This window comes from Glutamicibacter sp. FBE19 (genome assembly GCF_015524875.1).
In the GTDB taxonomy this organism is placed as follows: domain Bacteria; phylum Actinomycetota; class Actinomycetes; order Actinomycetales; family Micrococcaceae; genus Glutamicibacter; species Glutamicibacter halophytocola.
In genome coordinates this window covers 81,477-99,803 of the sequence record NZ_JACKQN010000007.1, presented here as the reverse complement: position 1 = coordinate 99,803, position 18,327 = coordinate 81,477, and the positions used below count along the sequence as shown (strand labels likewise).

Sequence of the window (18,327 nt, the reverse complement as noted above, 5' to 3'; positions counted from 1 at the left end):
AATTGATGTCGAGATGACTGAGCAAACACCCCAGGCCGAAACGGCTGCACCCACCGAACTGTTCACCGACGCGGAACTGGCCACCGCGCTGAAGGTCCTGTCGGTGGTGCACCAGCTGGATTCCGATGACCAGCGCCATATCGCGGTGCGCCGTGCAACCAGCAACATGTTCAAAGCCGCCAAGCGCTACCGCAAGTCGCAGAAGCGCGCGGAAATCAGTGCCGCGGACCGTGCACTGATCGAAAGCACCGCCACCGGTTCACCTCAGCGCCTGGATGATGAAACCCTGGGCCTGGACCTGAGCACGCCCACCCAGGGCGAGAGCGCCGGAGAATTCCGCAAGCCCCGTGGCTGCTACATCTGCAAGCAGCGCTACACCACCGTGGATGCCTTCCACCACTACCTCTGCCCAGACTGCGCGGCGGCCGGACGCGATCGCCGCGAGGCCCGCGCCGACCTGAGCGGCAAGCGCGCGCTGCTCACCGGCGGACGCGCAAAAATCGGGATGCATATTGCCCTGCGCCTGTTGCGCGACGGGGCGCACACCACCATCACCACGCGCTTTCCCAAGGACGCGGCCCGGCGCTTCGCCTCCATCGAGGACAGCGGGCAATGGCTGCATCGGTTGCGGATTGTCGGCATCGACCTGCGCGACCCGGCGCAGGTGATCTCATTGGCGGACCGCGTGGCCGCCGAAGGCCCGCTGGACATCCTGATCAACAACGCCGCCCAGACCGTGCGGCGCACCACCAACTCCTACCAGCACCTGATCGAATCCGAGCAGCAGCCGCTGAGCCGCGAATTGCTCGCAAGCCATGGCGGCCCGGAACTCTGGGGCGAAGCCAACCCGCCCGCCGAGCATCCCAAGGCCCTGGCCAGCGCGTTCAGGCTGGAGGACTCCGCATTGCTGGCTCCGGCACCGCTGGGCAGCTACGACGCACAGAAGCTGGCCGAACTGGCCATGAAAGCCGGATCGGCCTCGCTTCAACGAATTGCCGCAGGCACCGCCATCGATGCCGGCGGACTGGTCCCCGACGTGGTCACCGAAAATTCCTGGACCCAAATTCTGGGCGACGTGGATGCCCTGGAAATGCTTGAAGTGCAGCTGTGCAATGTCACCGCGCCTTTCCTGCTGGCTTCCCGCTTGCGCCCGGCGCTGGCCGCCAGCGATGCACGGCGCAAGTACATCGTGAACGTCTCGGCCATGGAAGGCCAGTTCTCCCGCCGCTACAAGGGCGCCGGGCACCCGCACACCAATATGGCCAAAGCCTCGCTGAATATGCTCACCCGCACCAGCGCCGAAGAAATGCTGTCAACCGACCGCATCCTGATGAGTGCGGTGGACACCGGCTGGATCACCGACGAACGGCCACATGACTCCAAGGTCCGCATGGTCGCCGAAGGATGGCACGCACCGCTGGACCTGATCGACGGGGCAGCGCGGGTCTACCAGCCAATTGTCGACGGGGAACGCGGAATCGATCTCTACGGCTGCTTCCTCAAGGACTACGAACCTTCGCCCTGGTAGGCCGCTGATTCACGGTTCTTCGCCCATTTCTGCCAGGATCGCGCGCAAGTTGCGCAGGGCATAGTGCTCCCGGGACTTCACCGTGCCTTCGGGAATGTGCAGGTCATGGGCTGCCTGGGCCACCGTGGAACCGAAAAAGTGCAAATGCAGCACGACGAGCCGATGCTCGGCGCTCAAGCGCATCAGCGCCTGCTGCATCAGCAGCCGGTCCAGAACCTGGACATTGCCATCCTCGGCTCCGGCAGCTGCGGGATCCGCATCGCCCAGCAGGTCGGCATGAATGCGCGCCGCGGCCCGGCGATGCTCATCGATGATGACATGCCGCGCCGTTGCAAACAGGTAGCCGCGCAGCGACCCGGTGATAACCGGTGCGGCCTTCCAAACTTTCAGCACGGTTTCCTGCACCACGTCATCGGCTTCTTCCCGGCTGCAGTACCCGCGCAACGCGAAGCGGCGCAGGGCATCTGCATGCTCGCGGTAGATCTCGGACACCAGCTGGGCATCCCGGGGCGCCTTGGCTCCGCCTGGTCTTGGCTGGGACAAGGCGCTAGGTCCCGGAACACGCCAGGGCGGCACGTGGTACATCCATGGCCCAAGTATGGGCAAGATTCTCTCCCGGCGGTGAACCTGGCGGGGATTCCCTGCGTCCTACAAGGTAGGGGCTGAATGCCCACGCTTGAGGTGGGTCCAGCTTTCGAGAGGGGATCGGATCATGGGTATCAAGAATGGCAAAAAATGCGCGGCCGGGGTGGCCGCGCTGTTCGGCACCGCGTTGCTGCTGGCAGGCTGCTCGGGCGATGGCGGATCGGAGGGCGGAACCGGCGGCATGTATGGAGGAGGCGGGGAAAGCACCAGCCCAGTACCTCAGGAATCATCCTCAGGGGTGGATCTTGGGGTGGCGGCAACAGAATTGGGCGATGTTGTGGTGGATTCGCAGGGGATGACCCTGTACTACTTCACCAAGGATGAGCCAAACACCACAACCAGCGCCTGCACCGGGGATTGCCTGGCCAAGTGGCCGATTGCCACCACCACGAGCGATGACCCGACGCTGGAGGGGGTTTCCGGCGAGGTGAACGTCATCGAAAGCCCCGACGGGCAAAAGCAGCTGACGCTCAACGGCATGCCGCTGTACACCTTCGCCCAGGACGCCAAGCCCGGGGATACCTCCGGACAGGGCGTGGGCGGGGTCTGGTACGCGGTGGCCCCGGACGGCACGATGATCCAGTAGGCAGCGGGAGCCAGACAAGGGAAAGAACGGGGCCAGGATTGGCACGCAGCCGCGTGCCGATCCTGGCCCCTCACGCCTGCGGGCTATTGCGCCAGGCTGAAGCGCAGGGTGCGCACCTCGAAGGGGCCCAGCGCCAACGGCAGCGAGCCGTCGTCGAGGCCGATCGCGCCGTCACCCAGCGGATCTTCGAGCAAGCTCGCCGTTGTCGCTGCGGCCACCGGGACGTTGAGCTGCAGCTCGCCGCGGGCACGGCGGCCCAGCGACTCGTAGACTCGCACCAGCAGATCGCCGGAACGATCAGCGGCCAGCTTCACGCTGGAAACCACCAGCCCCTCGCCGGTGATCCTCGCCAAAGGAGCCACGGGCCGGGAACCGCTGACGGTGCGCTCGGCGCTGTTCAGCAAGGCTCCGGCCCTGGTCACCGCGGCAATATCCGCGCCAACGACCAGGCCATAGCGCTGGGTCTGCAGGCCCTGGTCCGTTTGCGGATCCGGGAAGCGCGGAGCACGCAGCAAGGACAGGCGCATCGTGGTGGTGACCTGGGCGTCCTTGGCGTCGCGGGTGACGTCAAAACCGTAAATGGAATCATTGATCACCCCGACCCCGAAGCCGGGTTCCTCAGCCAGGGCGAAACGGTGCATGGAGGTCTCGAACTTCGCGGCCTCCCAGCTGGTGTTCACGTGGGTCACCCGCTTGTGATAGCCGAATTGGGTTTCGGCGGCAATCTGCTCGGCGCGCACATCCAGCGGGAAGGCCACCTTGAGGAACTTCTCCGCCTCATGCCAATCGGTGCTCTGGAAGATCTGCACGGTGCGCTCGCCGGGAGCCAACGACAGTTCCTGCACCACGGCGGACTTGGAGAAGCTGCGGCGGATGATGACGACCTGGCTGCCGTCCTCGCGCGAGGCCAGCTCCAATGAGTCGCAATCGCGCAGATCGGTGACCTGGTTGCGGTAATACTTGTCCACGTCCCAGGCATCCCACATATTCGGGAAGTCCTGGTGCAGCTGCAAGAGGTTGGCTTCCTGGCCCGGCGCGATGGCCTCGCGTCCCGTCGCCAAATCCACCGCCGAGGTGATCAGGCCCTGGGCATTAATCACCACGCGGATCACGCCGTTATCAAGAACGTAGCCGCCGTCGGCGGCCGTCGCCAGTACTTGGGATGCGGGCCTGGAGTCCAGCGCCTTGGCTTCGCCGAAGGCCAGCGTGTTGCGGGTGAATGCTGCCGAGTTGAAGGTGATGGGCGCGGATCCGGTACCGGCCAGCCGTTGCTGGGCTTCTTGGATCAGCTGCTCGGCTTGCTCGACGACCCGGGCGTAGCGTGCCACGACCTCCCGGTGCACCCATGCAATGGACGTGCCGGGCAGGATGTCATGGAACTGGTGCAGGAGCACGGTTTCCCAGAGCTCGTCCAGCTGGTCGTAGGGGTACTCGGCGCCGGTGTATGCGGCGGCGGTGGCGGCCCACAATTCGGCTTCCACCAGCAATTGCTCGGTGCGGCGGTTCCCTTGCTTCGTCTGGTGCTGGCTGGTCAGCGTGGCACGGTGCAGTTCCAGGTAGAGCTCGCCCACCCAGACCGGGGGATTCGGAAGCTCCGCTTTGGCCCGATCGAAGAAGTCATTGGGGTGTTCCCAGCGCACCTGGGCGCTGCCCTCGAGGCTGGCCAGGCGCTTGGCCTTGCCGGTCATCTCGCGGGTGGTGCCGCCTCCGCCATCACCCCACCCCACCGGGGCGATGGAATTATTGGCAACGCGCGCTTCGCGGAACTGGCGGGACGCCTTGGCCACTTCCTCGCCGGAAAGCTGCGAATTGTAGGTGTCCATGGAAGGGAAATGGCTGAAGATGCGCGAGCCATCGATGCCTTCCCAATCGAAGGAGTGATGCGGGAACTTGTTCTGCTGGTTCCACGAGATCTTCTGGGTGAAGAACCACTCGAAGCCGGCGCGGCGCATCAGCTGAGGCAGTGCAGGGGAGTAGCCAAAGGAATCGGGCAGCCACACGCCCTTGGAGGCCACCCCGAATTCGTCGCGGAAGAACTTCTGGCCATACAGGAATTGGCGAACCAGCGATTCGCCGGAGGGCATCACGGTATCGGACTCGACCCACATGCCGCCCAGCGGCAGGAAGCGCTCGTCGGCAACAGCCTGCTTGACCCGGTCCCACACCTCGGGGCGGTGGGTCTTCAGCCACTTGTACTGCTGGGCGCTGGACATGCCGTAGAGGAATTCGGGTTCATCGCCGAGCAGCTCAACCATGGACGAGCAGGTGCGCGAAACCTTGCGGATGGTTTCCCGCAGCGGCCACAACCAGGCTGAGTCGATATGCGAGTGCCCGATCGCCGAGATCTGGTGCGCGCTGTGCTCGGCGGGTGCGGATAGCACCCCGGCGAGTTCGCCACGGGCGCGCTGCGCCGTGGCGGTGATGTCTTGCAGGTCCAGAACATCCAGGGAGTTATCCAGGGCCTGGAGAATCTGCATCTTTCGGGGGCCTTGGGGCAACTGCTCCTGAAGGTCCAGCAGCACTTCGAGATCCAGTGCCAGGTCATGGACGGCTGGTTCGAAGACTGCCAGATCCATGCGGCGGGTGGTGTAGAGCTTGCGGCTTGAGGAGGTGAGAATATCGCCCTGCTCTGTTGGCAGAAACGGGTGGTGGTCCAGCAGCACCGGATTGGATGCGGCTTCAAGGTACAAATCGACCACTTCATCGCCAGCGGCAGATTCCGCGATCGGCACCCACTGGTTGCGCGGGTTCAGCGCCTTGATGGTGATGCCGTCCGGGCGATAGACCAGTCCCTCGCATTGGAAGCCGGTCATGTTCACATCGAAGCCGAGGTCGATGACTGCTTCGACTCGGCGCCCAGCCCAGCTGGCGGGAACCGTGCCTTGCAGGTGGAACCACGTGGTGCCCCACGCGGCACCCCATCCGGTTCCCACCTGTGTTGGCGAGAATTCCAGGGCCAGCCCCTCGCGAGGGGTGACTGGTTCGCCGGGAAGCTCATGCCACGACACGTTCAGGGGAACCGACTGGGAGTAGATGGCAGGCAGGACACGCTCCTGCAGTACTCGTTTGACTCGACCGGTGGTCAGTGAGTTGTCGTCGTGCATTGCTGCCTTTCCCAGGGTGCTACCCCGAAAATCAGCGGGGTGGTTCCCTGCCAGACTACCGAAAATCACTGATGAAACAGCTATTTATTTGAAGAGTGGGGAAAGTTTTCTGGCAATTGGCTTGGGACCGTAGCCGGCACTTTCCGTTTCTGGAAAAATCGCCATGGCTTGGACTACGCCAATCAGGCAATCGATCCAAGGTCCTTGCATCGGCAGAGCGATATCAGCATGCCGTCCGGGATCCGAAGTGGAAGGCTCAAAGATCTAATGCGCTCAGATGCTTTGCAACGACGCGAGACGATTCTCCGTGCAACTCGGGAGCTCTTCGCCCAGCATGGCGCCACCATTGCAATGGACCTCATTGCCCAGCACAGCAATGTGGGCATCGGAACTCTCTACCGCAACTTCGCTTCCCGGGCCGAACTGGTTGAAGAAGTCACCGTCACGACTCTGCAAGAAATTCTGGTTGCCGCCATCAGCGCCGAGTCGAACTTGCATGGGGAACCCCAGGCCTGGACCGAATTCCTGGAGAACCTGGTCAAGCTGAATCTCGGCGCGTTGAGCGAAGCGCTCGGGGCCGCCTTGCCATCGGCGTTGAGCGAGCGGGTGCTGCTGGCGCAACGGGAATGCGCTCAAGCGGTGAGCCGGGTCCTCGAGCTGGCCAAGGGCCACGATCTGGTGCGTGAAGATCTCAATGGAGTAGAGCTGGTAACCGCCATCGGCGCAGCCACCCGGCCCTTGCCACGGCCCTTCAAGGATCAAGCCCCTCAGCTTCAGGAAAGACTAGTTCAGCTCATGCTGGACGGCTTCAAGCCAAAAGCCGTGGCGGTTCTCGCGTAAAACCGGGAGAGCGCAAATCGGCCAGAGCTGGGCTGCTGGCCTGCCGACCGCTTCAGGGTCAGTGCTGGAAAAGATCGGGCAGTCGCCCGATCAGCTCATCCCAGTTTTCCCGCAACCACCGAAAACGATGGCGCTTTTTGGCTCCTTGTCGGGTCATCGCGCCCGCACCAGATTGGCGTAGGGAAGTTTGTTGAAGTTGGCGTGAAAATTCTCGTGGTATGCAGCTAACGCAGCGTTCAGCTCTTCAGCGGGCAGCTCTTTCCAGGCGATCAAGAGCTTCGCAGAACCAGCCAGCTGCCAGATCAACCGGCCATCCCAATGCCCCGGCGGCTTGCCCTGCCCGAAATCGACAAATTCCTGGATCTGCCGGCGCAAGCCGCGGTTTCCCTGGCTCCCGGGGCCAGCCTTGCCGATATACAGGACCTCGGTGCCATCGACCCATTCGCTCGCCAGCTGGTCAGGCTTGAGCGACGGATTTTTCTTCTTGAATGTGCCAGCGGTGCTGCGGTTGAGGAACCGAGGCTCAAAGCCTCTGGGTGCCAGCACGGCAAATATCCCTTGGCGCTGCGGGATGCGATTGATTTCCAGCGAGGAGATGGAGCGGAAGCCAGTGAATCCGTCGTTTTTGAGGTGCTTCTGGTCAAAGTTCATTGAATGTTCCCGTCGCTGTGCTTCGCCATGCTTACCGCCAAAGATGCTGCGACGATCTATCTGCTGAAGAGGTGTAGTCCTCCAATTGTATGGGCGACAGGACACTGTGGCCGCTTTGCGCCGCGGCAGCCTAGCCCAGTTCCCGGCCCCTGGTCTCGGGGGCGAACTTGGCCATGAAAATCACGGCGATGACGACCAGCACCGTTGCTCCGGCAAAGAGCCCGGGCAGGCCAATCACCGGCCACAGCGCGGCAAAGAGCAGCGGGCCGAAGCCTGCAGCAAAGCGCGACATGGTCGACGCCCAGCCGAATCCGCTAGCCCGCAGCTCGGTCGGATACAGCTCGGAAACGTAGGCATACAGCACCGGGATGGCCACCTGGACGATAACGCCGAAGACCAGTACCCATCCCACGGCCGCCGAGGGAACCTGCAAGTTCAGCGCCACCAGGATCAGCACAATTGCTGAGAGCGGGGCCGAGATCGCCAAGAGCCATTTGCGGCCCACGCGTTCCACCAGCAAGGCCGCGGCCGCCACGCCAACCAAGCCCATCAGCGCCATGACAGCGGTGGCGAAGAAGGAGGCCGACTGGGCCATGCCGGCCTCGGTGAGAATTGAGGGCAGCCACGTCAGCGCCAGGTAGTACACCAGCAGCACGGTGACAAACAGCAGCCAGCTGGTCGCGGTGATTTTCCAGGAGTAGCGCCAGAGCGCCACAACCTGCTCCCACCAGCGCGCCGGGCGCTCGGCGGCAGGCTGCTCGATGATGTACTCGCGCGGCGTGGCGCCGGTGCGCTCGACCAGCTGGTCAATGACGGCGCGCGCGTGCGCCTCTCGTCCCTTGGCCGCCAGATACAACGGGGATTCAGGCACGGAACGCCGGACCAGGAACACCATGAACGCCGGGAGGATCATCACGGCCAGGATCAGCCGCCAGTTATCGGCGGTGGCCATGACCCAGCCCGAGACGAAGAAGGACAGCGCGGCGCCAATCGGCCACCACCCGTCCATGGCGGTAAGAACCCGCCCGCGCAACTTGGCTGGCGTGAATTCGCCGACCAGGGCGTAGTCCACCGGAATGCAACCGCCCAGCCCGACGCCGGCGAGGAAGCGGAATGCGACGAAGAACCCGAAGTTCGGAGACAGCGCACCCAGGACGGTGAACACCGCGAACATCAGCAAAGTCATGCTGAAAGCGTTTTTTCGCCCGAACCTGTCCGCGATTCCGCCCCACAAGAAGGCGCCCACGGCCATGCCCACCAAGTTGGAGGTGCCCAGCAGCGCCGCGGTGGGACGTTCCAGGCCCCATTCCTGGGCAACCAGCGGGATCAAGGCCCCGTTCAATGTCACATCCCAGGCATCGAACATGAACCCCAGGCCGCCAATGATGAAAATGGCGCCTTGGACCGTCCACTTGAAGGGTAGTTCTTGCACGATGGTCGTGCCCGAGGGCGGGAGTGCAGAAGACACGGTGCGGCGCCTTTCTCAGTGCGAGCAAAAGTGAGTGTGTACCGCGTCGAAGCATAGCCGAAAACCATTTCAGGTCCGTAGCTCTCTACGCTTCTTTGCTGGCCACGTCAAGACCTGTTGTCAGCGCGGGGGAGGGAGTAATCTCTGGGCATGGGAGTAGATTGGGCCGCTCTCGAAGAGGCGATACGGGTGACCGCCCTTCGGCACGCGACGGAAGTGATTGCTGGACACCCGGACCAAGACTTCTATGCCATTGCCCTGCACGGGGTCAGCACGGAGGAAAGCGAGAGCATCGCGATGCCGCTGCTCGCGCTGAACTCAGTACAGGCCCTCGAAAGAGACCGTGCCACGGCATCCCGCGAAGAATTGGTGGAACGCGGCGAGGACGCCGATGAACCAGCCGATTACGAGGACCGCCCGGATGCCCGGGTGGATAGCCCGTTGGAATCCGAAGAAGTCACATTGGAAGAAAACTCCATTGTGATTTCCGACGCTGACGACGAGGACCTCGACGACGAAGATCAAGAGGGCGTCGAAGAAGACGATCTTGACCAGGTTCTTGCCTCGCTCGAAGAAGGCCTGGAGGCCGATGACGCCGAAAGCTTCTACTCGGATAAGTGGGAGCCAAGCGATTGGCACTGGTCAGCTATTGATTTATGCGAGGATCCGGCGGCAACGCTGTGGTCCGATGCGATGACCGGCCTTGCATCACGCGAGGGGTGGGAACCGACCATCAAGCGCTACTACGGCACGCTGGTGGCCGTAGCCAAGGCACTGCGCGAAGAGCTCCAGCAGCGCACCCCCGCTGATCTTGTTTGCTACGTCGCTGATGAGGACCATGCCGAGAAGCTCTTGCGGCTTTGCCTGACTGACCAGCAGCTTTCCAAGTATTTCCCGCAGCTCTCCGCGCTCGTTGAAGGGGAATGACACGAACTGAAAAATCGGGCAAGGACTTGGCTAGAATGAGGGCGGTGGCCTGTGTGCTGCCCGCCCCATTCATTCTCACCGCCGGGAGAAAAATTTCGTGAGTAAGACCGTCCTGGACAAAGTCGCCATCCGCCGCGCACTGATTTCCGTCTACGACAAGACCGGCCTGGAGGAGCTGGCCGCCGGACTGCACGCTGCAGGCGTCCAGCTGGTATCCACCGGTTCCACCGCCAAGAAGATCGCCGCTGCTGGAATTCCAGTGACCGAGGTTGAGCAGGTGACCGGTTCGCCTGAAATGCTCGACGGCCGCGTCAAGACCCTGCACCCGCGCATCCACGGCGGCATCCTTGCTGACCGCCGCGTTTCCGAGCACATGGACACCCTGTCCTCGATGGACATCGAGCAGATCGACCTGGTGGTCGTCAACCTCTACCCCTTCGTGCAGACCGTTGCTTCCGGCGCATCCCAGGATGAAGTTGTCGAGCAGATCGACATTGGCGGTCCAGCCATGGTCCGCTCGGCTGCCAAGAACCATGCAGCGGTATCGATCGTTGTCGACCCGGCCTTCTACCCGCAGGTGATCTCCGCAGCTGCTGATGGCGGCTTCGACTTGAAGACCCGCCAGCGTCTTGCTGCCAAGGCCTATGCCCACACCGCAGCCTATGACACCGCGGTGGCTTCGTGGACTGCCAGCCAGTTCCTGGACGAAGATGGCGACGGCGTCATCGACTGGCCAGCCTACGCAGGCGTCGCCTTGCAGCGTTCGGCCGTGCTGCGCTACGGCGAAAACCCGCACCAGCAGGCAGCGCTCTACGTTGACGAAGCGGCGCCAGCCGGCATCGCCCAGGCTGACCAGCTGCACGGCAAGCCAATGAGCTACAACAACTACGTTGATGCCGACGCCGCATTGCGTGCCGCTTTCGATTTCGAGAAGCCGGCGGTGGCTGTTGTGAAGCACGCCAACCCCTGCGGCGTTGCCGTGGCTTCCGACGATGCTGCCGATCCGATTGCCGACGCGCACCGCAAAGCGCACGCTACCGACCCTGTCTCCGCTTTTGGCGGCGTGATTGCCGCTAACCGCACTGTGACCAAGGAAATGGCCGAGACCGTCAAGGGCATCTTCACCGAGGTCGTTATCGCACCGGACTTCGAAGCTGAAGCCGTCGAGATCCTTTCGGCGAAGAAGAACATCCGCCTGCTGGCGATGCCAGAAGGCTACGACCGGAACAAGAACGAGTTCCGCCAGGTTTCCGGCGGCATGCTGGTTCAGGCAGGCGACAAGATCGACGCCGAAGGCGACAAGCCAGAGACCTGGACCCTTGCTGCGGGCGAGGCTGCTGACGCGGCAACCCTTGCTGACTTGGAGTTCGCATGGAACGCGGTGCGTGCAGCGAAGTCCAACGCCATCTTGCTGGCCAGCAATGGCGCAGCGGTCGGCATTGGCATGGGCCAGGTCAACCGCATCGATTCCTGCAAGCTTGCCGTTGAGCGTGCCAACACCCTCGGTGTGAAGGTCGAGTCGGGCGCGGATGCTGCCGGCGGTGCCGAGAATGCTGACGGCGCTGCTTCGGAGCAGCGTGCTGTGGGCTCCGTGGCTGCCTCGGATGCCTTCTTCCCATTCGCTGATGGCCTGCAGATCCTGATCGATGCCGGCGTCAAGGCTGTTGTGCAGCCTGGCGGCTCGGTGCGCGATGAGGAAGTCATCGCTGCTGCGAACGAAGCCGGCATCACGATGTACTTCACCGGAGCACGCCACTTCTTCCACTAGGAAGTAACAGCGGTTCGCCATAAAAGCCCAGGCTCTGATTCCTAAAGGATTCGGAGCCTGGGCCTTTTGCTTCGGAAAGCATCATATTTCTAGCGCAGGGGTCTCCTGCGTTTGATGAGCAACAAGGCAATACCGATACCTGCACCAATCGAGATGAGCCCCAGCCAAGAATACGGATGCGGTTGCATGATCCAGGCCCACGGAAAGTACTCTCCGGATTTGCTGCGGGCGAAGGCTGAACAGAGTGCAACGTAGGCGACGGGCACTACCGTTGCAGTTGCGCCCATTCCGAACAATATTCCCACAAGCCAGAATGCCATCAGGGTCGCTAGATCCCTAACAAAAACGAGGGTTGGGAATTGCCCGCCCCCGGCCAGGGCGACAGCCAGCGCGCAGACGACGGACGCAATGACCAGCATTGCGCCTGCGAACCCCATAGAATGCGCCCAAATATTGCGCACCGACGAGAGCATCCAGCGGCAATGGGATCCATGAATGCTCGCACCGAGGATGATGCTAAGCACTAAGGACGGAATGACCGGAGCGGGCATTTGCGTAGGCATGAATAAAGAACCCAAAAAGGGTATTGCAATAAATTGTTGGCCAAAGACTCCGGCCGCTGCACCGCAAAGTACTGCGCTGACCATGCATAGAACAATTCCCCGGGTACGCAAGGCCAGAATCATTTAGAGCCCTTCGGCAATTGCGGAACTTCGCACCGTGAAAGTTGTTCATAAGTAGTCAGAGCCCAATCTTGCTGCTGCCGCGGTGACATGCTCCTGAGCTTCTGATTGCTGGATTCGGTATCAATACCCAGTACCGATCTAAGCGCGTACGCCGTGCTCCAATCCTGCAATACTTCAAATGCCGCGTATTGCTTGTCGTAATCGTCGTTGTCGCACAAGTGGTTGAGGACTTCCGCCGAGTAGGAGCTCGCAGCAGCGTAAACGACTTGATCATCGGTGTACCAAGGTTCAAATGACGTGACCAATACGCCGGTTTGGACCACTTTGGCATCATCATTGCGTTCCGCGGTGACTCTGTCTGCTTCGGGGAAGCCTAAGTCAGAGAGGATTCTTACGCTTTGCGCCACCAACTCACTTCGGTCCCCTCCAAAGCGCTGGACCTCGTTGAGACAAACCTTGGGACGGTGGCCCGTGCATGTGAAATCTTCAGCTGCATCGTTGACTACCGGAGTGCCATCAAGGGGGCTAGATATCGAAAGTCCAGCCACTAGCGCGAACACAATAAATGAGTATCCCAAAGCATACTTGCCCTTGCTTGCCCGACCGGAAATTTTCTTTTTCGCCAAAGGGTTGCTATTTCCAGCCAACGCCAAAAAACCAATTGAGATGAGCGACGAAAATACGATCAGCGTCCACACCGCACGATAATCCAACGATTGAGCAGCCATGCAGCAACCGTTTAGAGTCATGCCGGCTAGGTAATGAATAGGGAAATAATCTGATGTTCCGGTAAACGCAAGGAAAAGATAACTCAACACCAGCGCCAATGGAACTGCGAATCGTCCTGGTAGCCACTGCCCAAGCAAGTAGCCAAAGGCTGAATGGGCAAGAATTGCCAACAGATAGCCGACGACTACTAGCCAGAGTTTCGGCTCAAATAGTTGTCCTGATGGGACTAGCAGATAGACAACGATAACAATCTGAATCACAGACGCGGCCAAGAAAGTTGGCCATAGCCTGTCAAAAATGCGTGCTGAGTAGCCGCGCGACGAAAGTTCAAGAACTCCTCGGCTACTTCTTTCCCGGCTGGACTCTAGCGAGGAACCGATCGAGGCCAGAAGGCAAGAGAATAACAGTGTGGTTGATGCTCCTGAAACTGCGGCAGGACCGTTGCCTAGGACGGAATCCATATCCGTATAGCTGGACAAATAGACGAGAGCTACAATCAAGAAGATTGGCATCAGCCACAACGACGGACGTTTTTTCAGCGGGAGCATCAGCGTTCACCCATTACAAGCTGTCCGTAAGCCGCACGAATTCGATCACGCGGGTCAACGTGCTGGTCGCCGCCGAGCTGCATGAATTCAGAAACTGAGCCGTGGAATTTCTGGTGGCCCTGATCGAAAACTAATACCGAGTCGAAGGTTCCGTCTATGTCCTCGGTCTGATGAGTTGATACGAGAACAATCTTTTTCGGATCCATGCCCTGCAGAATTTTCTGGAATCTTTCACGCTGATTAGGATCCAATCCCGCCGTAGGCTCATCTAACAAGATGACAGAAGCATCGTGCGCCAACGCGCCAGCTAAACCGAGCCGCCTCTGCTGGCCGCCAGACAGCGCAGTTGCCTTATGCATTGCCATCTCAGTGAGACCGACTTGTTCCAGCGCAATAGGTGCGGCGGACTTGGCTTCTTTCCGACTGGCACCTTTGAGCCACGCCGAGTACCTAACATGTTCTTCAACCGAAAGACCTTCAACGGGCACAAAGTCTTGCGGCAACCAAGCTACGTGCTTGCGATACGCCCGAATGTTTGTAAACTGTACTGATCCTGCGCCATGCTTAAGTTCGACGATCCCGGTGTTAGCGTGCAGAGCAGTTGCCAGCAAGGATAAGAGTGTCGTTTTTCCTGCACCATTTGGTCCGAGGATAGCTGTCTTCCCTGAATTGAAAGCCATGCTCACCGCGTCGAGGAGCGGATCACCGCCAGTGTAGGAAAAAGACAGATTCGTGATTTTCAGTTTTTTCATTAGTACGTTTGCGTGACCTTTTTGGCAGTGAGCCTTACTCCGGAGGATAGGCCAGCAATTTTCTTGATTGTAAAGTGATAGGTGCTCTTTTTGCGGTCACCGAAGTTTACTGAACCGCATCCCTTGGTGGTCTTCGTAGAAACTGTTTTTGCCGGGAGGAGCGCGCCTCGATGATCTACCAGTGCTACGGTAATGCTTCCGACGCTTTTTGGCGTTCCCCAAGTTTCTGAGCAAGTTTTGAAAGTTGTTTTGGTTGCTACGGAATCAGTATTTTGGTCGTTCCAGCTACGAGACGAAAATCCGGTGAGAGCGTTGGTGATGGATGAACTCCATGATCCTTCGGCCAATGACGGTGCCGCGGGGATGATAACCAGACCAGCAATAAGTGTGGTTACTAGTGAGAGTTTTCCTCTAAATTTCATGATATATCCCGTATTTTCTAGTTGCAGCCCCCACCGCACGTCAAAAAACTATAAACGGTGTGCAGTAAAATCTCAAATCAGAGGCATTTTAAACCAGTTATCGTAACGATCTAATCCGGTTTGATTTCATGTAGCACTATGTCTAATTCGAGTAATGGCCGCATTGAGTTCAGTGTTTTCTGAGTCAATAGGGAGTGGTGGTTATGCGGATTTTCAGGACTGCGACAATACCTGCATCCGGAGCGAGTAACGCAAGGAATGGCAGATGAATCCTACTTTGAGCGCGTCTATCTGAGAGGGGTGGAGTTTGCGAAACATAAAATTGTTCAACAACATCTTGCCAAGGTTGTTCAACAACCTGTAATGTCTTGTGCGTTACATTGATTCTGTGACAGCTGTCACCACTATCGCATTGGAACGTCACCATGGCACTTCCTGAGTCAAAGACTGAAATGAGCCCCAAGGCGCGGCGCACCGCCCTGCTGGGAGCCATGTTCTTGATGGCCACCAGCGCTATCGGTCCCGGGTTCATTACCCAGACCACCGAATTCACGGTACAAATCGGCGCAGCCTTCGCCTTCGCCATTGTCGTGTCGATCCTCGTTGATATCGCGGTGCAGCTGAACGTCTGGCGCGTCATTGGCGTTACCGGCATGCGCGCCCAGGAACTTGGCAATAAGGTTCTGCCCGGCGTGGGCTGGTTCTTGGCAGTCCTTGTATTCATCGGAGGCATGGTCTTCAACATCGGCAACATCGCCGGTACCGGTCTTGGCGTCAACGCGATGCTCGGTGTGGATGCCAAGATTGGCGGAGCGATCTCGGCTGTCGTCGCAATCCTGATCTTCCTGTCCAAGAAAGCCGGAATGGCTTTGGACCGGATTGTCGTGCTGCTCGGTGCCATCATGATCCTGTTGATGCTCTACGTAGCAATCGTGGCCGCCCCACCTGTTGGCGAAGCCCTGCGCAACGTGGTCCTGCCTGAGAAGATCGACTTCCTGATTATCACCACCCTCATCGGTGGCACCGTTGGCGGCTACATCACCTACGCTGGCGCCCACCGCATGATTGATTCGGGCACCAGCGGCATTGAGCACGTCAAATCAATTTCCAACATTTCGATCCTGGCCATCATCGTCACCGGCGTCATGCGAGTGCTCTTGTTCCTGGCGATCCTCGGCGTTGTTGCCGGCGGCGTGGTTCTGGCCAGCGACAACAAGGCTGCCGAAGCCTTCGGCCACGCCGCAGGCGACATCGGCATTCGCGCCTTCGGCATCATCCTCTGGGCAGCGGCCCTGACGAGCGTTATCGGTGCGGCCTACACATCGGTGTCCTTTATTACCAAGCGAACCACCTCGGAACGCACCCGCAATTTGATCACCGTCGCCTTCATCGCGGTCTGCGGCGTCATCTACCTGTTCCTGGGCAAGGCACCAGCCACCCTGCTGATCTTCGCCGGCGCATTCAACGGCCTGATCCTGCCTGTCGGTTTCGCAGTTCTGCTATGGGTAGCCTGGCGACGCAGGGACCTCATGAGCGGCTACCAGTATCCGAAGGTCCTGCTGCTCGTGGGCGTGCTGGCTTGGCTGCTGAGCGTGTTCCTCGGATGGAACTCGTTGACCGGCCTGGCCGCGCTCTGGCAGGCCTAAGGCGGCAAGAGAATGGAAAACATCAAAGACCTGGACTTGGGCCAACGAGCCGCATTGTCCCCGAAGCAAGCGCGAGAATTTTTTCGCAAAGGCCAAGTGCTTCCCACGGCGGGAATCAGCGCCGGGTATGCGCAGGCGAACCTGATGATCGTGCCGCGAGAGCTGGCATTTGATGTTCTGCTCTTCGCCCAGCGCAACCCCAAGTCCTGCCCGGTGCTGGGCGTGCTTGAAGCGGGGGAAGTGTCCAGTGAACTGCTTGCTTCAGGGGACATCAGAACCGATGTTCCGAAGTACGTGGTGTACGAAAATGGCGTGAAGATCGCTGAACCCACCGACTTGACCGAGTATTGGCGCGAAGATTTGGTCACCTTCATCATCGGCTGCTCTTTCACCTTCGAATCAGCCTTGATGGACAACGGAATCTCCGTCGCGCACATTGACCAGGGCGTCAACGTTCCCATGTATAAGACCACTACGCGGAGCACCACAGCCGGGGCTATCTCCGGTCCAATGGTGGTGTCGATGAGGCCCATACCCGCTTCCCAAGTCGCTGATGCCGTTCGGATCACCTCCCGGTATCCAGCGGTGCACGGAGCGCCGGTGCATATCGGCAACCCAGGAGAACTAGGAATCAGCGACCTGTCGAAGCCGGACTTTGGTGACGCTGTTCAAATTCCGGCAGGTAGTGTCCCTGTCTTCTGGGCCTGCGGCGTCACGCCACAAGCAGCTGTCATGGAGTCGAAGCCGTCGCTGGCCATCGGCCACGCGCCCGGCCACATGCTGATCACCGACATCAAGGATTCGCAGTATCAAGTGCCATAGCTAAAAAGTGCTGCGGTGTTCACCCCTTCTGGGAAGTACACCGCAGCACTCATTTAAACTGCAAGCCTTGCCTAGCGCTGATTAACCCAAGCTTCTACTTCGGCCAGGCGCTCTCGTTTCGCAGTCTCATCTATGAATGATGATTCAAAGGAGTTGCGCGCCAACTGCGCCAATTGCCCGGTGCTGAAGTTGAAGGTCTCCATGAGGGAAGCGAAGTTGGCGTCCATGTAGCCGCCGAAATACGCAGGATCATCGGAATGCACCGAAACTTTCAAGCCCGCTTCAAGCATGGATGGCAGCGGGTGATCGGCCATCGTAACCACCGCGCGCAGCCGGATATTCGAGAGCGGGCAGACTGTCAGGGGCATCTGTTCTGCAACGAGCCGCTGCACCAGCTTCTCATCGTCCAGGCAGCGAATGCCGTGATCCACGCGCTCCACCTTGAGCAGGTCCAGGGCCTGCCAAATGTAGTCTGCGGGGCCTTCTTCACCGGCATGGGCGACCACGTGCAAACCGCTTTCGCGGGCCAGGTCGAAAACTTCGACAAAGAGCTCCGGCGGGAAACCCAGTTCAGAGGAGTCCAGCCCGATGCCGTCGATATCGTGCTTCTCCGCAATCATCAGGCGCAGCAGCTCCAAGGCCTCGCTGGCCGGTGCATGGCGCCAGAAGCAGGCAATGAGCTTATGCGAGATTCCCCAGCGATCCTGCGCTTCGCCCAGTGCGTCACGAATTCCTGCGATGACATCGCGCAGGTCCATGCCGCGTTCAACATGGGCCTGGGGATCGAAGAACAATTCCACGTGGCGCACGCCTGAGGCATGTGCACGCTGCAAATAAGCCATGGTGATTTCGTGGAAATCCTCGCGGGTGCGAAGCACCAGCATATTGGCGTAGAACAGATCCAAGAACGACTGCAAATTGCTGAACTCATACTGTGCCCGCAGCTCGTCAATTGAGCTGTAGGGAAGTTCTATCGAGTGCTTTGCGGCCAGCGACATGATCATCTCGGGTTCCAGGGTTCCCTCGAGATGGATATGCAATTCGGCAACGGGCAAGTTCACGGGCGGAACCTTTCAGCAACGGCTATTGGGTGCGGGTTCACTGGACTAGGCAGGAACTCGCAAGATTGCCTTAAACCATACGCTGGCAAGCTAGGTGCAGGCAGGTCGGAATTTCGAACGTGCAGCCAACTTAGCAGATGAATA

At 59.9% G+C, this 18,327-nt stretch carries 16 protein-coding genes; 7 read left to right on the top strand and 9 right to left on the bottom strand.

The genetic code is table 11. The features are described 5' to 3' along the window. Positions 1-13: 13 nt before the first annotated feature. Positions 14-1,528 carry an SDR family NAD(P)-dependent oxidoreductase gene (locus H6F58_RS12300; protein WP_195181862.1) on the top strand — a complete coding sequence of 505 codons (1,515 nt, stop codon included), beginning with the start codon at positions 14-16 and terminating at the stop codon, positions 1,526-1,528. A gap of 9 nt (positions 1,529-1,537) precedes the next feature. Here H6F58_RS12300 and H6F58_RS12295 read toward each other — a convergent pair whose 3' ends face one another. Further along, positions 1,538-2,071, bottom strand: coding sequence for a sigma-70 family RNA polymerase sigma factor (locus H6F58_RS12295; protein ID WP_244652565.1), 534 nt, complete (start codon positions 2,069-2,071; stop codon positions 1,538-1,540). Positions 2,072-2,240: 169 nt separating this feature from the next. On the opposite strand from H6F58_RS12295, the gene H6F58_RS12290 reads away from it, so the two are divergent. Beyond that, positions 2,241-2,759 (top strand): hypothetical protein, encoded by a 519-nt coding sequence (locus tag H6F58_RS12290; RefSeq protein ID WP_146277740.1) that lies wholly within the window; start codon positions 2,241-2,243, stop codon positions 2,757-2,759. Between the two features lie 83 nt (positions 2,760-2,842). Here the strand turns inward: H6F58_RS12290 and H6F58_RS12285 are convergent, their stop codons facing one another. Beyond that, a complete protein-coding gene (locus H6F58_RS12285) occupies positions 2,843-5,863 on the bottom strand; it encodes a glycoside hydrolase family 38 C-terminal domain-containing protein (protein ID WP_195181861.1) in 3,021 nt (1,006 codons plus the stop codon). A gap of 267 nt (positions 5,864-6,130) precedes the next feature. On the opposite strand from H6F58_RS12285, the gene H6F58_RS12280 reads away from it, so the two are divergent. After that, positions 6,131-6,703 carry a TetR/AcrR family transcriptional regulator gene (locus H6F58_RS12280; protein WP_195181860.1) on the top strand — a complete coding sequence of 191 codons (573 nt, stop codon included), beginning with the start codon at positions 6,131-6,133 and terminating at the stop codon, positions 6,701-6,703. 153 nt (positions 6,704-6,856) lie between these two features. Here the strand turns inward: H6F58_RS12280 and H6F58_RS12275 are convergent, their stop codons facing one another. After that, a complete protein-coding gene (locus H6F58_RS12275; protein ID WP_195181859.1) occupies positions 6,857-7,354 on the bottom strand; it encodes a hypothetical protein in 498 nt (165 codons plus the stop codon). A 130-nt stretch (positions 7,355-7,484) separates the two neighbouring features. Continuing rightward, a complete protein-coding gene (locus H6F58_RS12270) occupies positions 7,485-8,822 on the bottom strand; it encodes an MFS transporter (protein ID WP_146277744.1) in 1,338 nt (445 codons plus the stop codon). A gap of 150 nt (positions 8,823-8,972) precedes the next feature. Here H6F58_RS12270 and H6F58_RS12265 point away from each other — a divergent pair, with 150 nt between their 5' ends. Together H6F58_RS12265 and purH are read left to right on the top strand one after the other, a co-directional pair. Then, entirely contained in the window at positions 8,973-9,749 is a 777-nt protein-coding gene (locus H6F58_RS12265; RefSeq protein WP_146277745.1) for a DUF4303 domain-containing protein, read from the top strand. A gap of 97 nt (positions 9,750-9,846) precedes the next feature. Then, positions 9,847-11,517: a bifunctional phosphoribosylaminoimidazolecarboxamide formyltransferase/IMP cyclohydrolase gene (gene purH / locus H6F58_RS12260; protein WP_146277746.1), complete on the top strand. Its 1,671-nt coding sequence runs from the start codon at positions 9,847-9,849 to the stop codon at positions 11,515-11,517. An 89-nt stretch (positions 11,518-11,606) separates the two neighbouring features. Here the strand turns inward: purH and H6F58_RS12255 are convergent, their stop codons facing one another. The 4 genes from H6F58_RS12255 to H6F58_RS12240 are packed head-to-tail and all read right to left on the bottom strand — an operon-like array spanning position 11,607 to position 14,654. Next, positions 11,607-12,164, bottom strand: a complete 558-nt coding sequence (locus tag H6F58_RS12255) for a hypothetical protein (RefSeq protein ID WP_186468014.1) — start codon at positions 12,162-12,164, stop codon at positions 11,607-11,609. Between the two features lie 35 nt (positions 12,165-12,199). Beyond that, positions 12,200-13,480 (bottom strand): hypothetical protein, encoded by a 1,281-nt coding sequence (locus H6F58_RS12250; protein WP_146277748.1) that lies wholly within the window; start codon positions 13,478-13,480, stop codon positions 12,200-12,202. Further along, positions 13,480-14,232: an ATP-binding cassette domain-containing protein gene (locus H6F58_RS12245; RefSeq protein ID WP_146277749.1), complete on the bottom strand. Its 753-nt coding sequence runs from the start codon at positions 14,230-14,232 to the stop codon at positions 13,480-13,482. Before H6F58_RS12245 ends, H6F58_RS12250 begins: the two co-directional genes overlap by 1 nt. Then, entirely contained in the window at positions 14,232-14,654 is a 423-nt protein-coding gene (locus H6F58_RS12240; RefSeq protein ID WP_146277750.1) for a hypothetical protein, read from the bottom strand. The genes H6F58_RS12245 and H6F58_RS12240 overlap by 1 nt, the downstream gene beginning before the upstream one ends. 425 nt (positions 14,655-15,079) lie before the next feature. Here H6F58_RS12240 and H6F58_RS12235 point away from each other — a divergent pair, with 425 nt between their 5' ends. Both H6F58_RS12235 and H6F58_RS12230 read left to right on the top strand, forming a co-directional pair. Continuing rightward, the gene (locus tag H6F58_RS12235; RefSeq protein WP_146277751.1) at positions 15,080-16,300 is read left to right on the top strand and encodes an NRAMP family divalent metal transporter; all 1,221 of its coding nucleotides are present in this window, start codon (positions 15,080-15,082) and stop codon (positions 16,298-16,300) included. Positions 16,301-16,312: 12 nt separating this feature from the next. Next, on the top strand, positions 16,313-17,122 hold the full coding sequence (locus H6F58_RS12230) for a putative hydro-lyase (RefSeq protein WP_146277752.1): 810 nt from the start codon (positions 16,313-16,315) through the stop codon (positions 17,120-17,122). 71 nt (positions 17,123-17,193) lie between these two features. On the opposite strand, the gene H6F58_RS12225 is transcribed toward H6F58_RS12230, so the two are convergent. Continuing rightward, positions 17,194-18,183, bottom strand: a complete 990-nt coding sequence (locus tag H6F58_RS12225) for an adenosine deaminase (RefSeq protein WP_146277753.1) — start codon at positions 18,181-18,183, stop codon at positions 17,194-17,196. Positions 18,184-18,327 lie beyond the last annotated feature (144 nt).